At 44.2% G+C, this 18,670-nt stretch carries 15 protein-coding genes; 5 read left to right on the top strand and 10 right to left on the bottom strand.

Annotation, left to right across the window (positions count from 1 at the left end):
- The 4 genes from DWZ38_RS11745 to sdaAB all read right to left on the bottom strand — a co-directional run bounded on the left by DWZ38_RS11745 (window position 1) and on the right by sdaAB (window position 4,324).
- Window positions 1-1,332, bottom strand: a complete 1,332-nt coding sequence (locus DWZ38_RS11745) for an adenylyltransferase/cytidyltransferase family protein (protein ID WP_117852928.1) — start codon at window positions 1,330-1,332, stop codon at window positions 1-3.
- Window positions 1,333-1,364: 32 nt separating this feature from the next.
- On the bottom strand, window positions 1,365-2,588 hold the full coding sequence (locus DWZ38_RS11740) for an acyltransferase family protein (protein ID WP_117852925.1): 1,224 nt from the start codon (window positions 2,586-2,588) through the stop codon (window positions 1,365-1,367).
- Between the two features lie 106 nt (window positions 2,589-2,694).
- Window positions 2,695-3,576 (bottom strand): L-serine ammonia-lyase, iron-sulfur-dependent, subunit alpha, encoded by an 882-nt coding sequence (gene sdaAA / locus DWZ38_RS11735; protein WP_021925632.1) that lies wholly within the window; start codon window positions 3,574-3,576, stop codon window positions 2,695-2,697.
- A gap of 88 nt (window positions 3,577-3,664) precedes the next feature.
- The gene (gene sdaAB / locus DWZ38_RS11730; RefSeq protein ID WP_117852923.1) at window positions 3,665-4,324 is read right to left on the bottom strand and encodes an L-serine ammonia-lyase, iron-sulfur-dependent subunit beta; all 660 of its coding nucleotides are present in this window, start codon (window positions 4,322-4,324) and stop codon (window positions 3,665-3,667) included.
- Between the two features lie 317 nt (window positions 4,325-4,641).
- Here sdaAB and DWZ38_RS11725 point away from each other — a divergent pair, with 317 nt between their 5' ends.
- From DWZ38_RS11725 to glgD, 3 genes are all read left to right on the top strand, one after another.
- The gene (locus DWZ38_RS11725) at window positions 4,642-4,872 is read left to right on the top strand and encodes a hypothetical protein (protein WP_243000239.1); all 231 of its coding nucleotides are present in this window, start codon (window positions 4,642-4,644) and stop codon (window positions 4,870-4,872) included.
- 111 nt (window positions 4,873-4,983) lie between these two features.
- A complete protein-coding gene (locus DWZ38_RS11720) occupies window positions 4,984-6,126 on the top strand; it encodes a glucose-1-phosphate adenylyltransferase (RefSeq protein ID WP_117852920.1) in 1,143 nt (380 codons plus the stop codon).
- Window position 6,127: 1 nt separating this feature from the next.
- Window positions 6,128-7,243 carry a glucose-1-phosphate adenylyltransferase subunit GlgD gene (gene glgD / locus DWZ38_RS11715; RefSeq protein ID WP_117852917.1) on the top strand — a complete coding sequence of 372 codons (1,116 nt, stop codon included), beginning with the start codon at window positions 6,128-6,130 and terminating at the stop codon, window positions 7,241-7,243.
- Between the two features lie 111 nt (window positions 7,244-7,354).
- Here the strand turns inward: glgD and DWZ38_RS11710 are convergent, their stop codons facing one another.
- Window positions 7,355-9,781: a diguanylate cyclase gene (locus DWZ38_RS11710; protein WP_117852915.1), complete on the bottom strand. Its 2,427-nt coding sequence runs from the start codon at window positions 9,779-9,781 to the stop codon at window positions 7,355-7,357.
- A 277-nt stretch (window positions 9,782-10,058) separates the two neighbouring features.
- Between DWZ38_RS11710 and fliB the strand changes: the two genes are divergently transcribed.
- Both fliB and DWZ38_RS11700 read left to right on the top strand, forming a co-directional pair.
- Window positions 10,059-11,204, top strand: coding sequence for a flagellin lysine-N-methylase (gene fliB / locus DWZ38_RS11705; RefSeq protein WP_117852912.1), 1,146 nt, complete (start codon window positions 10,059-10,061; stop codon window positions 11,202-11,204).
- A gap of 63 nt (window positions 11,205-11,267) precedes the next feature.
- The gene (locus DWZ38_RS11700) at window positions 11,268-11,870 is read left to right on the top strand and encodes a GNAT family N-acetyltransferase (RefSeq protein WP_117852908.1); all 603 of its coding nucleotides are present in this window, start codon (window positions 11,268-11,270) and stop codon (window positions 11,868-11,870) included.
- Between the two features lie 16 nt (window positions 11,871-11,886).
- On the opposite strand, the gene DWZ38_RS11695 is transcribed toward DWZ38_RS11700, so the two are convergent.
- The 5 genes from DWZ38_RS11695 to DWZ38_RS11675 form a co-directional block, all read right to left on the bottom strand.
- Window positions 11,887-13,692 carry an amylosucrase gene (locus tag DWZ38_RS11695; protein ID WP_117853034.1) on the bottom strand — a complete coding sequence of 602 codons (1,806 nt, stop codon included), beginning with the start codon at window positions 13,690-13,692 and terminating at the stop codon, window positions 11,887-11,889.
- Window positions 13,693-13,891: 199 nt separating this feature from the next.
- Complete coding sequence (locus tag DWZ38_RS11690) at window positions 13,892-15,385, bottom strand: glycoside hydrolase family 32 protein (protein WP_117852906.1); 1,494 nt, start codon at window positions 15,383-15,385, stop codon at window positions 13,892-13,894.
- Between the two features lie 71 nt (window positions 15,386-15,456).
- Window positions 15,457-16,317 carry a carbohydrate ABC transporter permease gene (locus DWZ38_RS11685; protein ID WP_021925622.1) on the bottom strand — a complete coding sequence of 287 codons (861 nt, stop codon included), beginning with the start codon at window positions 16,315-16,317 and terminating at the stop codon, window positions 15,457-15,459.
- Window positions 16,317-17,198: a sugar ABC transporter permease gene (locus DWZ38_RS11680; protein WP_021925621.1), complete on the bottom strand. Its 882-nt coding sequence runs from the start codon at window positions 17,196-17,198 to the stop codon at window positions 16,317-16,319. The genes DWZ38_RS11685 and DWZ38_RS11680 overlap by 1 nt, the downstream gene beginning before the upstream one ends.
- Window positions 17,199-17,355: 157 nt before the next feature.
- Entirely contained in the window at window positions 17,356-18,618 is a 1,263-nt protein-coding gene (locus tag DWZ38_RS11675; RefSeq protein WP_117852903.1) for an ABC transporter substrate-binding protein, read from the bottom strand.
- Window positions 18,619-18,670 lie beyond the last annotated feature (52 nt).

Raw genomic sequence — 18,670 nt, 5'->3', positions numbered from 1 at the left:
TTATCCCCTCTGATTTATTATTTCCAGAATGTCCGCCAGCGTCTCAGATTCCTCATTGAAAAGACGGGTGCATTCTGTTCTCTCGTCACTAATCATAATCAGCAGTTCCTGCAGAAGGTACCGAAGCCCGTTGCCCTCAAAGTTAAAGCAGTATCGTTTCAGTCCCTTGCTGTCATCGATCTTCGCTTCGAAATATCCGGTGTTCCACCAGTCATTGGGAATGGTCACACGGCCTTTGGTACCGATCACCACAAACTCATCCTCCACATCTACTGTGGTACCGATTTCAATGGTGGCAAGGGCATCTGGATACCGCATGGTGATCATATCATAAATACAATTTCCCGCTTTATCCTTCACCACATTGGATTTTACTTCCAGATAATTTTTCCCAAGGATCTTGATGATCGCACACAATGGCTGCACCGCCGTCTCCGAAAAGCTTCTGCCGCCTTCAAAGTGATCCTGGGAAATGGAACATTTCACACTTACGATCTCACCCACAAGAGCACTGTGGGTCTGCCATACCAGCTGATTAAAGGCACGCAGATAAACCAGCGTAATCTTCTCAACCAGCAGCACCTTGTTCTTCGCAGCAAGGGCGAAAAGCTCCTTCAGCTTCTCCTTGTTCCCAGTCATAGGAGCATCGCTGATCACATGCTTTCCGCTCTCCAAAGCCTTCCTGATATAAAGCTCCCGCTTCGCCTGCTCTGTCTTAATATATACAATATCTACCTGAGACAAAAAGCAGTCAAAGCCTGGCTCCCATTCGCTGGTCTGGGCTTCCACACAGTAGTAGGAATCCAGCTCGTATTTGTCGCAGAAGGACCTGGCCGCATCTTCATTCTCGGAAAAAACACATTCTACATGAAGACCGCTGACATATTTCGTCTCCCATACAATACCACTGTCCTCATCGTCATCTGTAACCACGCCTACCGTGTAGGTGCTTCCTTCGCCCCGAAGCTTGGTGCTGGAAATGTTCTTGGTCCGCTCCAGATACTTCACATCGCAGTAATCCTTCAGATAATCAAATTTGCCCCGCCAGTCAGAGCCGAGCACAAGCAGATCCACCTTGTACTTAATAATATCACTGAGCTTCTGTCCCTGATACTCTTCTATGATAATCTCGTCTGCAAAACCGGTGCGCCGCACGTTTTCAATTCTTTTCAGAAGACTGTCGCGCACATTCAGCTTGCCGCGCTCAATGTCATAACTCTCGCTGGTTACACCCACGATCAGATAATCGCCCAGCGCTTTGGCTCTTTTTAAAATATTATAATGGCCCTCGTGAAACAGATCAAAGGTTCCATAAGTGATCACTCGCTTCATAATATTCTCTCCTGTCAAAGAAAGACAATCCGTCAGGACTGTCCTTCTTCGTGTTCTTCATGCTCTTCATACAATTCATGTTGCTCATACTCTTTATGTTCTTCACTGTCTTCTGCGTCCAGCATGGCGGCAAGCTCATCAATTGCCATTCGCCGTTCTGCAAGCTTTGCAAATTTATCTTCCTGATTTTTGTTGTCGTACTCATCTTCCAGTACTTCTTCGTCCTCCTCTTCTTTCTTTTCTCTTTTGAAAATAAGGAAGGTAAGCAGGCTGAGCACATTATTATACAGCCAGTTCACTGGCGGACATCCCAGAACCAGCACAAATATCAGGGAAACGCCAAGTAAAGACCACACATTCAGAAGCTGCGGAAGCTTCAGGATCAAAAGTCCGTTCATCACGATCATGATCGGATAGTGGAAGAAATAGATTCCCATTGTGTTTCTTCCAAGGAAAATGAAAGGATGGCGTTTGTCTGGCATCAGTACCAGCAGTGCAAAAATAATAATAAAGGAAATCAGGTACATCATTCCCCTTACTACCATTCCTTCCACATCGTCCATGCCGCTTCCCAGATAGGAATGATTTCCGCGGAAAATGGCTACCGGAATATTGTTGCCGATCATGTAATTGGTGGCAACAAACAGAAGGATAAATGCAAACAGCGGTATTACGATCTTGCCTTTAAACTTACGGATTGCCCTGGTGTATTCACTTTTCCACAAATAGCCCGCTGCAAAGAACGGGAAAAATACTACGATTCGGGACGCTGATAAAAAGGTACTGAACTCTGCCCTGGTTCCTGTCCACAGTGCAAAAACAATGCTGAGAGGCACAATAAAACGGATTCTGCCAAATGCCTCAATGGTGAGGCGGTAGGCAAACAGCGCCAGCACATACCACATAACGGTTCCGGATGGTCTGAGCAGCTCGAAATCCATGCGGTTTCCCAGCCAGATCTGTGACGCCCATGTGAGCGTGTAGCCCAGAATATAGGGAATCAGCAGGTTCTTCACGTTCTTTAATACGTCCTGCGGCTTCTTGGAAAGATATCCGGAAACAAAAATAAAAGCCGGCATGTGGAATATGGTGATTCCGTACCAGATGAAGCGGACGACTTCGTCCTCTTTCACCAGCTGGAACGCTATAATATGGTTAAAAACAACAAGAAATATCAGCAATATCTTTATATTATCTATCAGATACGAATATGGGATTTCCTGTTCCTTCGTATTTTCTTTCGAATTCTTTCTCATTTCCGTCACCCTGTAAAAATTTTATGAATAAAGGATAACATACTTTTGTAATTTTTGGAACAGTTTTTTAACATTTTGCAATATTTCCCTGTGTGCTTTTTCGGTTTTACTCCCCAAATACCTGCCCGTGCAGCATTTTTCCGGTTGGGGTGGCGGCAAGGCCGCCTTCGGCAGTTTCCTTCAGGGCGGCAGGCATAACATCTCCCACCTTTTTCATAGACCAGATTACTTCATCTGCCGGAATGGCACTTCGGATTCCTGCAAGGGCAAGCTCAGCTGCCACGAAAGCGCCAGCCACTCCGGAGGCGTTTCGCTTGATGCAGGGAATTTCCACAAGGCCTGCTACCGGGTCACATACAAGGCCCAGAATATTTTTCAGCGCTGTGGCAATTGCAGAACCGATCATGTCCGGGGCACCGCCAGCCAGTTCCACGATTGCAGCTGCCGCCATAGCGGAAGCAGAGCCGCACTCTGCCTGGCAGCCGCCCTGGGCTCCTGCAAGGGAAGCATTATTGGCGATTACCATTCCCACTGCGGATGCAGTAAAAAGGGACATGACGCATTCCCTCTCTGTAAGCTTGTACTGCTCCTGCATGGTCAGCACTGCTGCCGGCACGATTCCGCAGCTTCCGGCTGTAGGCGCCGCCACGATTCTTCCCATGGAAGCATTTAATTCCGATACTGCAAGGGCACGGTAGAGAGCGCCGCCAAGAAGAGGGCCGGTCAGGTTTTTCCCCTGTTCTACGGCAGTACGCATGCGGTAGGCATCGCCGCCGGTAAGTCCGCTGGTACTTTTCAGGTCCGGGGCGCTTCCTGGCTGGATGCAGGATGCCATAACCTGATAATTCTGCCGCATTTTTTCATATATTTCCTGCTCCGGCAGCTCCATCTGCTCTGCCTGCTGAGTAAGGACCAACTGGGACAGGCGGCAGTTATTTTCTTTAGCTGCATTTAACAGGGCTTCTATTGAATGGTAGTTTAATTCCACGATAAGGGTCTCCTTTTCATACGATTCCGCTTAAACCTTCTGCAAAATATGCTACAAAACAAACCATACAGATTGCAGAAATGATTATTTAAACGCGCTCAAGCAAAGTACTGGAATAAATATTTTCCAGCTGATTGATCTTCTCATTTAAGTCCGGGCCTAAGCAACTGTCGCTCTCGATGGTCATGACTGCCAGACCTCCCTTGGCTTCCCGCGCCAGATGGAAGCTGCAGATATTGGCACCATATTCCGCCATGATCTCGGTCACGGCCGCAATGGTTCCAGGCGCATCTTTATGAAGAACGATCAGCGCCGGATTCTGCCCGGTAAGGGAAACCTCCATTCCATTCACTCGGGTGATCAGAATATTACCTCCGCCGATACTGCTGCCCCGCAAAGACACCTTTTCCCCGTCTTCGGCTGTCAGGGTGATTTCCGCCGTATTGGGGTGGGCATCTTCCAGTTCTCCGGTTTCAATCTGAATTTCCAGGCCTTCCCGCTTCGCTACATCCAGGGAAAAACGAATGCGCTCGTCATCGGTCTGCATCCCCAGGATTCCTGCCACCAGTGCCTTATCCGTTCCGTGTCCTTTATAGGTTTTCGCAAAGGAACCGTGCAAAAAGATATGCGCCTTCACCGGAGTTTTCCCAAGCAGAGCCCTGGTCACAAGACCAATTCTGGCTGCCCCTGCTGTGTGTGAGCTGGAAGGACCAATCATAACAGGACCTAAAATATCAAATACGTTCATAATATATCCTTTTCTGTTGTTTTTTATAAAACCTTATAGTTATAATTATAAATGAAATAATACTCCGGGACAAGGCATGATTTTACCTGAAATTCCTTCTGTTTTTACATTTTTTCACATTTCAACCGGATGATCGTTGTATTTCTCAAATTCTTTTTCCATTTGCTCCAGAATGTTAGTTCAGTTCCAAAATATTCGTGATAATTTCCCCCTGAGTATTTGCAGTATGATTTTTTTCTGATATACTATTTTGTATCGGATCACATTCTTAGCTCGAAACAATAAACCTTAATCAGCCCCGATAGGAGGAACAAAATATGGCAATCAACCCAATGAAATTACTGGAACTAAAAAATCTCTGGAGTGCCTTTACCAAACGACATCCCAAATTTCCTCAGTTTCTTTCAGCTGTACAGCAAGCCGGAATCCCGGAAGGAACTATAATCGAAGTACAAATCACCTCTCCTGACGGCAAAACCTTTACTTCCAACATGAAAGTAACCTCAGAAGATATAGATGCTGTGAAAAGTTTACAGAATTACCAATGAAAATTCAGCTAAATTTCATCTGATTTTTACGGTTTTTTTGCACAAAAAAATTGAATTTTTTGTGTAAAGATTGTATAATATATCTCAAAGAAATGAAAGTGAGGGTTCACCATGAAACAGAACAGTATGTTAGCAATGATTCTGGCTGGCGGCCGTGGCAGCCGTCTTCACGATCTTACCAACAAAGTGGCTAAACCGGCAGTTTCCTATGGCGGGAAATACCGTATCGTTGACTTTCCCCTCAGTAACTGCGCCAACAGCGGCATTGATGTAGTCGGCGTACTGACCCAGTATGAGTCAGTAGAACTGAACAGCTATGTTGCAGCAGGCAGACGTTGGGGACTGGATTCCAAGGACAGTGGCGTATATGTACTTCCGCCCCGTGAGAAAGCAGATGCCGGACTTGACGTATACCGCGGAACAGCCGACGCGATTTCCCAGAATATCGATTTTATAGATCAATACGCTCCAGAGTATCTTCTTGTTCTCTCCGGCGACCATATTTATAAAATGAACTATGACAAGATGCTTGCTTATCACAAAGAGAGACAGGCAGATGCTACAATTGCAGTTATTGAAGTTCCTCTTAAAGAAGCCAGCCGTTTCGGTATTATGAATACTGACGGCGAGACAGACCGTATCACAGAATTTGTTGAGAAACCACCTGTACCACAGAGCAATCTTGCTTCTATGGGTATTTATATTTTTAACTGGAAGCTTCTTCGCAGGCTTCTCCTTGCAGATATGAAGAATCCGGAGTCCAGCCATGACTTTGGTAAGGATATTATCCCTACTCTTCTTGGCGATGACAAGAGGCTTTTTGCTTACCGCTTCAAAGGCTACTGGAAGGATGTCGGAACTATTGATTCCCTCTGGGAGGCAAACATGGATCTTCTCAGCCCAGATAATGAGCTTGACTTAAGTGACCGTACATGGACTATCTATACAGAGGATGTAACTGCCCTTCCGCAGTATATCGGTACAGAAGCCAAGATTCAGAATGCATACATAACCCAGGGCTGTATCATTGAGGGTGAAGTTACCAATTCTGTTATCTTTACCGGCGCAAAGGTAAGGCCCGGTGCCAAAGTAATTGACAGTGTACTTATGCCAGGTGCTGTTGTGGAAGACGGCGCTGTTGTAGTACGCGCTCTTGTTGCCAACGGTATTACTGTAGGCAAGGGTGCTCTGGTAGGAAGTGCAGACAGCGAGCACATCGAGCTTATTGCGAAACGTGTAAAGGGGGCTGAATAATATGTATAAGGCATTTGGAATTGTAAACTCATCATCCAAAAATATCAGAGTAGAGGGACTTGAAGACTACCGTCCAATCGGAGCATTCTCCTTCCTGGGCAGATATCGTGTTATCGACTTCCCGATTTCCAATCTGAGCAACAGTGACATCGACCGTATCCAGATTTACGTACAGGAAAAACCTCGTACACTTGTTTCACACATTGGTACAGGCCGTCATTATAATATTAACTCCAAGAGCGGCAGACTGCAGATTCTTTTCTCTGATACTGCCAAGAGAAATGACATCTATAATACAGATATCGCAGCTTACTATGAGAACCTTGAATGCATTGAAGCAATGCATCATGAATATGTTGTCATTACACCGGATTATATGGTATACTCTGCTGATTTCTCCACACTGATCGCGCAGCACATTGATTCAGGCGCAGATATCACCTTACTGTATCATTCTGTTGACAACGCTAAGGAAGCTTACCTGAACTGTAATATCCTGAATCTGAACAAACAGAGGGGTGTTCTCTCCATTGAGCCAAACCACGGCAATGCCAAGAACCGTAATATCTTCATGGATACCTATATCATGAAGAAGGATCTGTTAGTAGATCTGATCAAAAAGGCAAGAGCCACTTCTTCAGCCTTTACATTGACAGATATTATCAATGAGCTTCACAATGATCTGGATGTCCGCGGAATTTCCCATCGTGGATTCTTCGCTTCCATCACCGATTTCCAGAGCTACTACGATGCAAATATGGATCTGATCAACATCAAAACTGCTCAGACACTGTTTGATTCAGAGTGGCCGATCTATACACGTACAAACGATTCCTGTCCGACTCATTATTATGGCACGGCAGAAATCCGCAATTCCGTTGTTTCCAATGGCTGCCAGGTTGAGGGAACTATTGAGAACTCTATTCTCGGTCGTGGCTGCATCATCCACAAGGGTGCTGTTATCAAAAACAGCGTTGTACTTGCAGGCGCAGAGATTGGAGAAGGCGTACATGTAGAGAACCAGGTTGTAGACAAGCTGGCTAAGATTCTTCATGTGAAAGAAGTTGTTTCTGACCCGGCACTTCCGGGATACATTAAAAGAGGCGACATAATCTAAATGAAATTCTGACATAATTTCCTCTTACATAACAAAAATTGCCAGAGTCATATATCTTATGACTCTGGCAATTTTTTATTCACATAATGAAGCCCCAAAACAGCTATTAAATCAGATTCTCACCTGATCAAGAAGCTCATCCACCTTTCCTGGACGGCATACGCCTGAAACATTAAGCTCCAGCTTCACGCCAGGCAGTTCCATAAATACCAGGGATTCTACATTTTTGCGGATATCTTCAAGAATTTCCTCAAATTTATCATTAGAAATATCTGAAAATACCATCACAAAATTGTCCCCTGAATATCTCAGTGCATCTCCGTTTTCTCCAACAGCATCATGGATTACGCCGGCAACTCTGCGAAGCACATCATCTCCAGTCTGGTGCCCGAAGTTCTCATTAATTCTCTTAAAGTCCTTTATATCTGCCATAGCAACCGCCGCAACAGCTTCCATTCTGCAAAGCTTCTCTGTGTAATAGAATTTATTATATATACCGGTCACCCGGTCAAGATACATATTTTCTTTATGAATACGAACAGAACTAAGGATCTCTTCCTTGGAATATCCCTGAGGAACAAAGGTGTCATCTATTTTAACCACTAGTTCCAGGCAGCACGGCTTCCCTTCAATTTCCACATACATGGACACAACCTGAAAAGCCTCATTGTCTGCCGCTTCGATTTTCATCTTACGCTCTTTCGTACGCACACAAGATGCTGAAATACAATTACTGCAGCCCTCGTTACAGTTCCATACTGCATAACAGTCAAATTCTGTTTCCCATACTCTTCCGTCCTTCTCTACATGAATCATTTTTCTGGTAATCGGATTCACATAGCGGACCAAATCAAAGGTAATCTGCAGATACTGAAGAAGAACCCAGGCCTCTTCTCCGGAAACCGTAAATCCCTGCGCCTTGAACCTGTCATAAAAATTAGAGAAAGCAGCACTGCGTCCATGCTTTATAGCAATGTCTTTTGCATCACTTACAACACTATAATCTGCATCAATATCTGTTAGCTTGCCAACCACGCCAGTATATTCATTATTCTCTTCAGAAGCCCATATTACCTTGCAGTCACAGCGGTAACGTTCCGGAGTCCTGCCATCAAGAAAACGGATATCGCTGACCACATGCGGCATCTCTCTGGTTGCCTCCCTGATTTTCTTTGTGAGGCGATTCAGAGAACTTTTCTCAATAAGCCTTCCAAGAGCATCACTGGACAGCGGAGAAAGTATCGGCTCCGTAATCCCACTTCTTTTGGTTCCGGCTTTGTTTATATTCAGAATCGGCGGAGAAGCAATGTATGTAAAGATAATATTATCAGAATTCTCTGTCAGAAAAGCAAGACTCTGTCTCTCATATTCTAACTGCTGAACAATTTTCTCAGAAGATTCCAGTTCAAAATCATGAAAACGATTCGCTATGTTCACCATATTTGTATTGTCATAGCGATGAGAATTGGATTTCAGGCTCATCTCCCGCTTCAGGGCACCGGAAATATCCAACAGGCACTCCAACAGAAGCGGATTAAATGCACCGCACTGTCCTGCCAGAATCATCTCAATCGCTTTCTCGTGGGAATAAGCCGCCTTGTAGCATCGTTCGCTGGTAAGTGCATCATACACATCAGCCAGAGAAACTGCCTGAGCAGAAATCGGTATCTCATCTTCCTTTAATCCATCCGGATAACCGCCGCCGTCATAACGCTCATGATGCCAGCGACAGATTTCATATGCTGTCTTCACAAGAGGTTCTTCCCTCTGTTCAAAAGGAAGCTGATCCAGCATATTGGCTCCGGCCATAGAATGCCCCTTCATAACAGCAAATTCTTCAGCTGTCAGTCTGCCCGGCTTGTTCAAAATCTCATCCGGAATGGTAATTTTACCAATATCATGAAGAGCAGATGCCGTACTGATCAGCCCGATTTGCTCTTTGCTGATAGCATAAGGGTTTTGTTCTTTCTGTACCAGATGTCGCAGAAGCATGTCTGTGATCACCTGAATGTGCAGAACATGAAGCCCGCTCTCGCCATTACGAAATTCTACAATATGAGAGAGAATGCTAACCATCAGCTTGCTGCTCTTCTCTCTTTCGTAAATCTGGTCCGTTACAATTCTTGTCATTCGACGTTGCTTCGCTCCCAGCAAAATCGCATTGGCAGAACGTCGGCGAACCATGTTTCCATCAAAGGGCTTGCCAATAAAGTCTGTCACTCCAAGATCATAGCCTCTCTTAATGTAAGCCGGCGAATCCTCTGCCGAAATAATAATTACCGGAATATAATCGATCCAGTGTTCCTTGTTCATATATGCAAGTACTTCAAAGCCGTCCATCTGAGGCATAACAAGATCCAAAAGCACCAGAGAAAGCTCTTCTGCGTGCTTATGCAGATAATCTACCGCCTTAACACCATCATTAGCCTGCACAATATCATATTCATCTTCCAGAATTGCAGCCAGAAGATCTCGATTCATCTCAGAATCATCTGCAATAAGAATCTTCTTTCTTCGCTGTGTTACCATTTCACTCATGTATATATTCCTCTGCAGGTGTGGTTTACCCCCCCCCACCGTTCTATTCTCAAATTTTACAGCATTTCATAATTCCGGATACTATCAGTTTCCGGCATCCTCGCCTCATCCAACAGCTTCAGATAGATATTTTCAGTTTAACAGTCTACTATATTAATGTCAACAGCATTCCCCACAAAAAATCCAGATTCTCTCATACTCTTGCACAATCCTACACCTTATTTTATAATAGCGGTGCATATCTGTTTATACCAATGATAAAAACAGGAGGATTTCCATGCAAATTACAAGACCTGATTATTATAAAGAATTCACCTGCATTGCAGATGTCTGTCCCGATACCTGCTGTGCAGGCTGGCAAATTGTCATTGATGAAAAAAGCCTGAAGAAATATCGCCGTGTAAAGGGACCTTTCCGGGGACGGCTTCACAATGACATTGACTGGAAGGAGCAGGTTTTCCACCAGTATCACAGACGCTGTGCATTTTTAAATGAAAAGAATCTCTGTGATATTTACAGCGAAATCGGAAAAAAAATGCTGTGCGATACCTGCCGAAAATACCCCCGGCATATTGAAGAATTTGAAGGACTTCGGGAATATTCCCTTTCCCTTTCCTGCCCGGAGGCTGCACGCATCCTTCTTGGAAAAAAAGAAAAAACCACCTTCCAAACTGCAGAGATTCCGGTATCTGAGGAAACCTATGAGGATTTCGATTACCTGCTTTTTACGGCACTTATGGATACCCGCGACTTCTTTCTGGAAATTGTACAGAACCGGCAAATCCCTATGAAGCTTCGTCTTCAGAAAATACTGGCTGCTGCCAGTGACTTCCAGCGCTGCCTGGACAAAAATGAACTTTTTAAGTGGGAAGATATCCGCCAGCGCCATAAAGCGTCCGGATTCGGAGAAGGTTTTTCAAACAAAGTAAAACAACATATAAATCAAAAGGATACACCAGAGCAGCTGTTTAAAAAAATGTGGAAAACGATTGTTCCGGAAATGGAAGTTTTAAGACCCGGATGGCATGATTTTTTAAATAAAGCCTTAAGTGCTCTTTACGGAAAATCTGCTCCGGCTTATTTGGAGCACAAAGACGATTTCTCAAAAGCCTATCCGGACTGGAATATTCAGGAAGAGCAATTACTTGTGTACTGGATTTACACCTATTTCTGCGGTGCAGTTTATGATGAAGAAATTTTTGCCAAAATAAAAATGGCTGTAATCTGTACCCTGCTGATTCACGAGCTTGATATTGGCACTTATCTGAAAAACGGCCGCATTTTTTGTCTGGGAGACCAGATTTCCATCTGCTACCGATTCTCCAGGGAACTGGAGCATTCAGACCTGAATCTGAACGCTCTTGAAAATCTGCTTGCTTCAGATAAGCTGTTTTCTCTGGAAAATATGCTGAAAATATGCTGAAGCCATATAGCTTTAGCATATTCAGCCTTACAATCTTTATGCAAACCCAAGGAGGAATTCACCATGTCTGCATCCAAGATTACCATTCGCCCTGCCACGCCGGATGACGCCGAGGCACTGCTCTCTATTTACGCTCCTTATGTAGAGCAGACTGCAATCACCTTTGAATATGAGGTTCCGTCAGTCGAAGAATTTCGGGATCGAATCGTACATACCCTAAAGCTGTATCCCTATTTGGTTGCCCAGCGGGAAACCAGCACCAACAGCGACGCTTCCACAGAAATCGTAGGCTACGCCTATGCAGGTCCGCTCCATGCGCGTGCTGCCTATGCCTGGTCTGTGGAAACCTCCATTTATGTAAAAAAAAGCGAAAAAAAATCCGGGATCGGCAAGGCACTTTACTCCGCTTTGGAGAAAGTCCTTGCCGCCCAGAACATTACGAATGTAAATGCCTGCATTGCCAGCCCGGAAACAGACGATGAATATTTAAACCATAACAGTATTCAGTTCCACCAGCACCTTGGTTATTCCATGATAGGTGAGTTTCATAAATGCGCCTACAAATTCGGACGGTGGTACAATATGGTCTGGATGGAGAAGATGATCGGCAGCCATCATCAAGAGCAGCCGGCAATGATTCCCTTCCCGGAAGTCACGAAGCTTTAGAATTCCCCTTCAGGCTTTATTTTTTCTTCAGCCAGAAGAAACCATAGGCCGGTACATTAACCCCTGCTGCTTCCATTTCCTGACCTGTGATCAAATCCTTATACAATCCGTCACGCTCATTAATCCAGGCTGTCTTGTCATATTCACTAAAATTAAACAAACCGTAGATTTTCTCGCCCTCAAAATAGCGTCCGATACAAAGGATGCTATTGTCCCAGGTCTCTACTGTCCAGGTATCTGCATTTGTCATAAATGCTTTTTCATTCTTGCGGATCTTCTCCAGCTGATTCAGTCGTCTGTTCAGCTGGCCTTCTACAGTTCTTGGATTATCACTTTTTGCCGCCAGTTCCCAGTTCATCACACCTCTGTGAATGTAACGGGAATCCGGCGCTTTGTGCGGATCCAATTTGTAAGAATAATCATTCACCTGTCCAATCTCATCACCGCTATAAATAACCGGGATTCCAGACTGCATAAACATATAGGCATGAAGCATTACATCCATCTGGATTGCCTTTTTCATAGCCACTTTATTCTTCTCGAATCCGGCTTTCTCAATTCCACACATGGATGCTGTCGTTCCACAGAATCTTGCATCTCCTGTAACCGGATCCTCATTATAAAGAACACCACGGCTATTGCTCTCCCCCGCAAAGCCCTGGAAATAATCATTCAGATATTTCTTATGAGAGCGCTCTTCAATTCCCTCCTGGCTAAGAGTTGCATAATCCAGCCCCCATCCAATATCATCATGACAACGCAGATAGTTCAGAAATACATAATCCTTAGGCAGACTGTTCACAATGTCCAGCTGCTTTTTCAGCAAACGAACATCTCTGGTTGCAACTGTATGCCAGGTAGTTGCCATTGTGGTTACATTATAAAGCATATGGCATTCCGGCTTTTCAACTGTTCCGAAATATGGAACAACCTTTTCCGGCTCCATAACAACCTCTCCCAAAAGCAGAATTCCCGGGCACACAATCTCACTGATCAGACGCATCATACGCACAATAGTATGTACCTGTGGAAGATTCCGGCATGGGGTGTTCAGTTCTTTCCATATATATGGCACCGCATCGATTCGAATAATATCAATACCTTTATTTGCAAGGAAAAGGAAATTGTACATCATTTCATTGAACACACGGGGATTTCTGTAATTCAGGTCCCACTGATACGGATAGAAGGTTGTCATTACGTAATGTCCGATTTCCGGCAGCCAGGTAAAATTACCAGGCGCTGTGGTAGGAAATACCTGTGGTACGGTTTTCTCATAAAGGGATGGAATATACGGATTGTCGTAGAAGAAATATCTGCTCATATATTCCCCGTCACCCTGACGGGCTTTTTTTGCCCATTCATGATCCTCTGAGGTATGATTCATAACAAAATCCATACACACGCTTATGCCTTTTTCATGGCATGCACCGGTAAGCTCTTCCAGATCTTCCATAGTTCCAAGCTTCTCCTGGACCTTTCGGAAGTCTGCCACTGCATATCCGCCATCAGAACGTCCCTCAGGTGTATCAAGGAAAGGCATCAGGTGAATATAGTTTACATTGTTCTTTTCCAGATAATCAATCTTGCTTTCCACACCCTTCATGTTTCCCGCAAAATTATCAATATAAAACATCATGCCAAGCATATCATTTTTCTTGTACCAGTCCGGATCTGCCTCACGTTTTAAATCCAGGTTCTTCAAAGCATCTGTGCGCTCCTGGTAAAACGCCTGAAGCTGACCGCATAATTCTGCAAACATAGAGTCATTTCCATAAAGCTCCATGTACAGCCAGCGCAGCTCATCAATCTTCTCAGCCATGCGGTTATCGAAAATCCCCTGTGTGTCAGGCTTAACTGCTTTTTTTTCCTTCACTGCTGATACTGTTTTTTCTGTTTTTATCTCTTTCGCTGTCAATGCTGTCTTTGCAGCAGTCTCAGCTTTTACTGTTCTTTTCTTTCTTTCCCTCTGGTTCACGTTCTTTTCCTCCTCATATCTGCCATCAGATCATTTTCCTGATTTATTTGCGCAGTTCATACCGGGTAACATCCATTTCCACCTTACCATCTGCAAAGAAGGAAATTCCATCTGCTTCCAGATCTGTATAAAGGGTAGCTGTAAGCACATGCTCTCCATCATTTACAAAAATCTCTGCACTGTAGCGATCCAGGATCAGACGAAGCTTCAATTCCCCATTCTCGCTGTTCACAAGACTTCTTCTCTGATGAATGATTGCTCTTCTGGAACCGGAGAATTTACGGTCAATTTTCAGTATAGATTCATAAGGACGGAAGCTTACTGCAGTATGACAGGTTTCATTCTGAGCAAAACGAACTGCAAATTTCTTATAAATATCCTGTGCATCTCCTGGACGAAGTGTGATCTCCATATCCACACATCTGCCGGATACACCGTCCAGACGGATTACATCCTCAAAAGCAACATTTTTGTACTCCACTTTGTTTGTGCGGAGGTTCTCCAATTCACGGACAGGTTTCTGGATCAGTCTGCCATCCTTAATAGAAAGCTCTCTTGGAATACTCATCTGTCCAAACCATTTACCTTTTGGAATTCTATTATTCGCACATGTATCCCAGTTCTGCATCCAGCCAATCATAATTCTTCTGCCGTCCGGTGCTTCTACTGTCTGCATTGCATAATAGTCGATACCATAGTCTACTGCCTGGTCCTTTTCCGGAATAAAGGTCTTGGTTTCCTCATCAAATTTACCGATAAGGCAAAGAGTTCCATCTCCATTGTGATACTCAAAGCCTTTAGGAAGCATATCCTGCGGACTTATCAGCACCACATCTTTTCCATCCAGTGTAAAGAAATCCGGGCACTCCCACATTTTTCCGAAGCTGCCATCATTAGAAAGCATAACAGATTCAAATTCCCAGTTATATCCATCTGCACTCTTATAGAGAAGAATACGTCCTCCTGTACCATCCATTCTGTTATTTACCATCACACAGCGATACGTGCCATCCTCACATTTCCACATTTTAGGATCGCGAAAATCAAAAGGACTGCTGTTCTTTGGCATATCTTCCACAGTCAGAATCGGGTTTCTCACATCCTTCTCATAGTCCATTCCATCTCCGACTGCAAGGCTCTGTGTCTGGATATCACGGACACTGCCGTCCGGCTGCGCTTCTTTACGCACACTGGTATACATAAAAAGCTGCTGTCCATCCGGAAGCTCAAGGGCACTTCCTGAGAAGCATCCAACATAATCATATGGCATATCCGGAGCAATAGCTGCCGGAAGGTATTCCCAGTGCAGAAGGTCCTCACTTACCGCATGTCCCCAATGCATTGGGCCCCACTGAGAATCATATGGATAATACTGGTAAAATAAATGAAATTTGTCTTTATAATAAGAAAAGCCGTTAGGATCATTCATCCAGCCAACTCTTGGAGATAAATGAAATTCCGGTCTCTCCTGGGCTGTAATATTCTGTGCCATTGCTTCTTCATATCTTCTGGCATCTCGTAAAGTCTGACTTGTCATATTTTTATCTCCCTATAGTAGTTATGGGACCCAAAAATATCGCTATCATTGGGCCCCATGTGTATTCGTTGTTAACCTTTGACTGCTCCGGAGGTAACACCCTCAACAATGTAACGCTGCAGGAACAGATATAATACCAGGATCGGAAGCATTGCCAGAAGGAGGGCCGCCATTACCAATCCAAGGTCTGTTGAATATGTACCATAAAATGCCTGTGTGGCGATTGGAAGTGTGTACAGCTCCTTACGTCCAAGAACAAGGCTTGGAAGAAGGTAGTCATTCCAGAATGCCATTGCATCAATAATTGCTACTGTTGCGATGGTTGGTTTCAGAAGCGGGAATACAATTTTCCAGTAGGTCTGCCATCTGGTACATCCATCAATAAGTGCTGCTTCTTCCAGTTCCAAAGGAATGCTGGTATGAATAGCTCCGTGGAACATGAAGGTTGCCATGGAAAGTGAGAATCCGATGTGCATAAGAATCAGGGTGATTCTGCTGTTCAGCACACCAAAGATACCGCCGTATAAGGATACCAGAGGAATCATAAGTACCTGGAACGGAATAACCATAGAAGCAATCATTAAGGAAAACAAAAGTCCGCATGCTTTCCATTTGTTACGAACAATTACAAACGCTGTCATTGCTGAAAGCAGAATTGTAAAGATTGTAGAAATTGTAGTGATCATCAAAGAGTTTGTGAAGGATGTAGCAAAATTCATCTTCTTCATGGCATCTGTAAAGTTGGTCAGAATAAATCCATGAGAACCAATCAATGCTAACGGATCTGCTGTGATATCACCTTTGGTTTTAAATGCATTGATGATAACCATAATAAATGGGAAGATGAAGGCAAGAAACAGGATGACCAGCACTGCCATTGTAATAAAATGGGTGACTTTCTTTTTCTGAGCTGCTTTTTTGTTTTCGTCCATTATGCTGCCACCTCCCCTTTCTTACCAATATAAACCTGAGTAACACCTACTATTGCGCAGACAACAAACAGAACCAATGCCTCTGCCTGGCCAGTACCATAATTTTTATAAGAGAACGCCTGATTGTATACGTGCATTGCTGCCATTACTGAAGAGTTGAAGGGTTCACCCTTTGTCAGGGAAAGGTTTACATCGTATACCATAAAGCATCTTGTGATTGTAAGGAATAGACACTGTACGAAGGATGATCTCATAAGCGGAATCGTCACGTTCAAGGTTGCCTGAGTCTTAGTACATCCATCAATCTGTGCAGCTTCCATAAGGCTCTTGGATACGCTCATGAATCCAGCTACATAGATCAGCATCATATATCCGGCATACTGCCATACAGATACTATGATCAAGCAGGCCATAGCACCGTTTGTGGTAGCCAGCCAGGAGGTGGAAAGCGCTCCTACGGAAAGAGATTTTCCAAGTGCAACAAACGCACGGTTAAATACGAATTTCCAGACATAACCAAGTACGATACCACCAATCAGGTTTGGTACGAAGAAGCCTGCGCGGAAGAAGTTCTGTCCTTTGATTCCGCTGGTCAGAAGGTATGCAAGGAAAAATGCTACTACGTTTACCAGAATTACGGCAATAACTGAATAAATTAATGTACGGCCAAGTGCCTGCCAGTAAGCTGCATCCTGGAATGTAGCAATATAGTTTGCCAAACCAACAAATGGTTTCTCTTTTGAAACACCGTCCCAGCTTGTGAAGGTAAGATATAATCCATAAATAAACGGAAGGATTACAACTGCACAAAACAGAACAGTGGAAACGCCAGCAAACATTAAATACTGTTTTACTTTATATTTCATGGTGTTTCTTTCCATGATCACGATCCCCTTTCCCTTTTCTTTTTCCCCTTTTCCCTGCTTTTTTGGTGCTTAGCCTCAAAGAGGGAAAGAGACCGCACGCCGCATGACACAGGCGTGCAGCCTCTTGAAGGGGGTGGCATATTTCTATATTGAAACAGAACTATGAAGCTTTTTAGTGTTCTACAGGAGTAGTGTTCTGCCAGTAGTTCTCAAGCTCAGCTGCGAACTCTGCTCTGTCAACCTGTCCTGCAAGATATTTCTGGAAGATTGCACCGCACATGGAGATGTGATCATCCGGAAGGTAGTTGTAGTTCGGAATCAGAGCACCTTCATCTGCATATTTCTTAACAGATTTTCCAAGTGGATCGGAAACTTCTTTCTCATTGTTGGAGAATGCCGGAACAAGTGCACATGTCTCTGCGATGAAGCTCTGTCCTTCATCGGAATCAGCAAGCCATGTAAGGAAATCCTTAGCTGCCTGACGCTGCTCATCACTTGTAGCATCGGAAGAATCAATCATCATAAATTTGGAACCTCCACCAACAAGCTTCTCATTGGAGCCATCATCTGTGTTCTGCGGTACAGGCATCATTCCCATGTTCTCTGTGTAATCATAAGCATTGATTACAGACCAGTCCCAGTTTCCCCCGAACAGGAATGCGATCTGTCCTTCTGCAAGCATCATCTCAGTTGTCTCACGCTCTGCAGCAATTGCAGAATCTTTAGCGTAGTTGTTCTCCATCATCACATCGAAGAAATCCATAAGAGAATTGAATTTCTCATTGTTTGCAAGATCAGCTGTTCCTTCATGAAGGGATGTGATAAATGCTTCTACATCCGGCTGCTCCTCATAAATCTCAGCAAGGAAGTGAGCTGCAAGAGACCAGTCCTCTTTCATGATTCCGGTAGGTGTCTCCATACCGCCTTCTTTAAGCTTCTCAAGAAGCTCTTTGAAGGAATCCAGTGTCTTGTAGTCATCCGGATTGAAGGTCTCGCCTGTGATTGCTTCAATTGCATCTGCATTGTAAATAAGTCCACGTGCCTCAAGGCAGGTTGGGAAGCCATTGATCTGTCCGTCTACGCCGATTGCATAATCTGTCTCGTTAACCCAGCTCTGATCACTTAAGTCGATTGCATGGTCTGCTGCCAGTGAATAGATGTCTTTCGGATCTACCATAGAAATTGTGTATGGATCGTTTGCAGAATATCTGGTAGCCAGATGTGCAGATACTGTATCACTGTTGTAATAAACCTCTACGCCAACTCCTGTCTCTTCTGTGTACTCAGCAGCCTTCTCTTCGAACTGGCTCTGAATCTCCATTTTGGAGTTGAAAATTGTGATGTTCACATCATCTGCCATAACCGGTACAGCTGCGCCTGTCATCATTGCTGCTGCGGTTGCCACTGCGATTGCCATTGAAATACGTTTTTTCATTTCTTTCTTCCTCCTATTTTTTACGTTCTCTTTGACGTGTTCTTGATGATTG

Origin of the sequence: Ruminococcus sp. AF31-8BH (assembly GCF_003460605.1) — a bacterium.
GTDB lineage: Bacteria > Bacillota > Clostridia > Lachnospirales > Lachnospiraceae > Blautia_A > Blautia_A acetigignens.
Note: the sequence above shows the minus strand (reverse complement) of the source record. Positions and strands in the feature narration are given on the sequence as shown.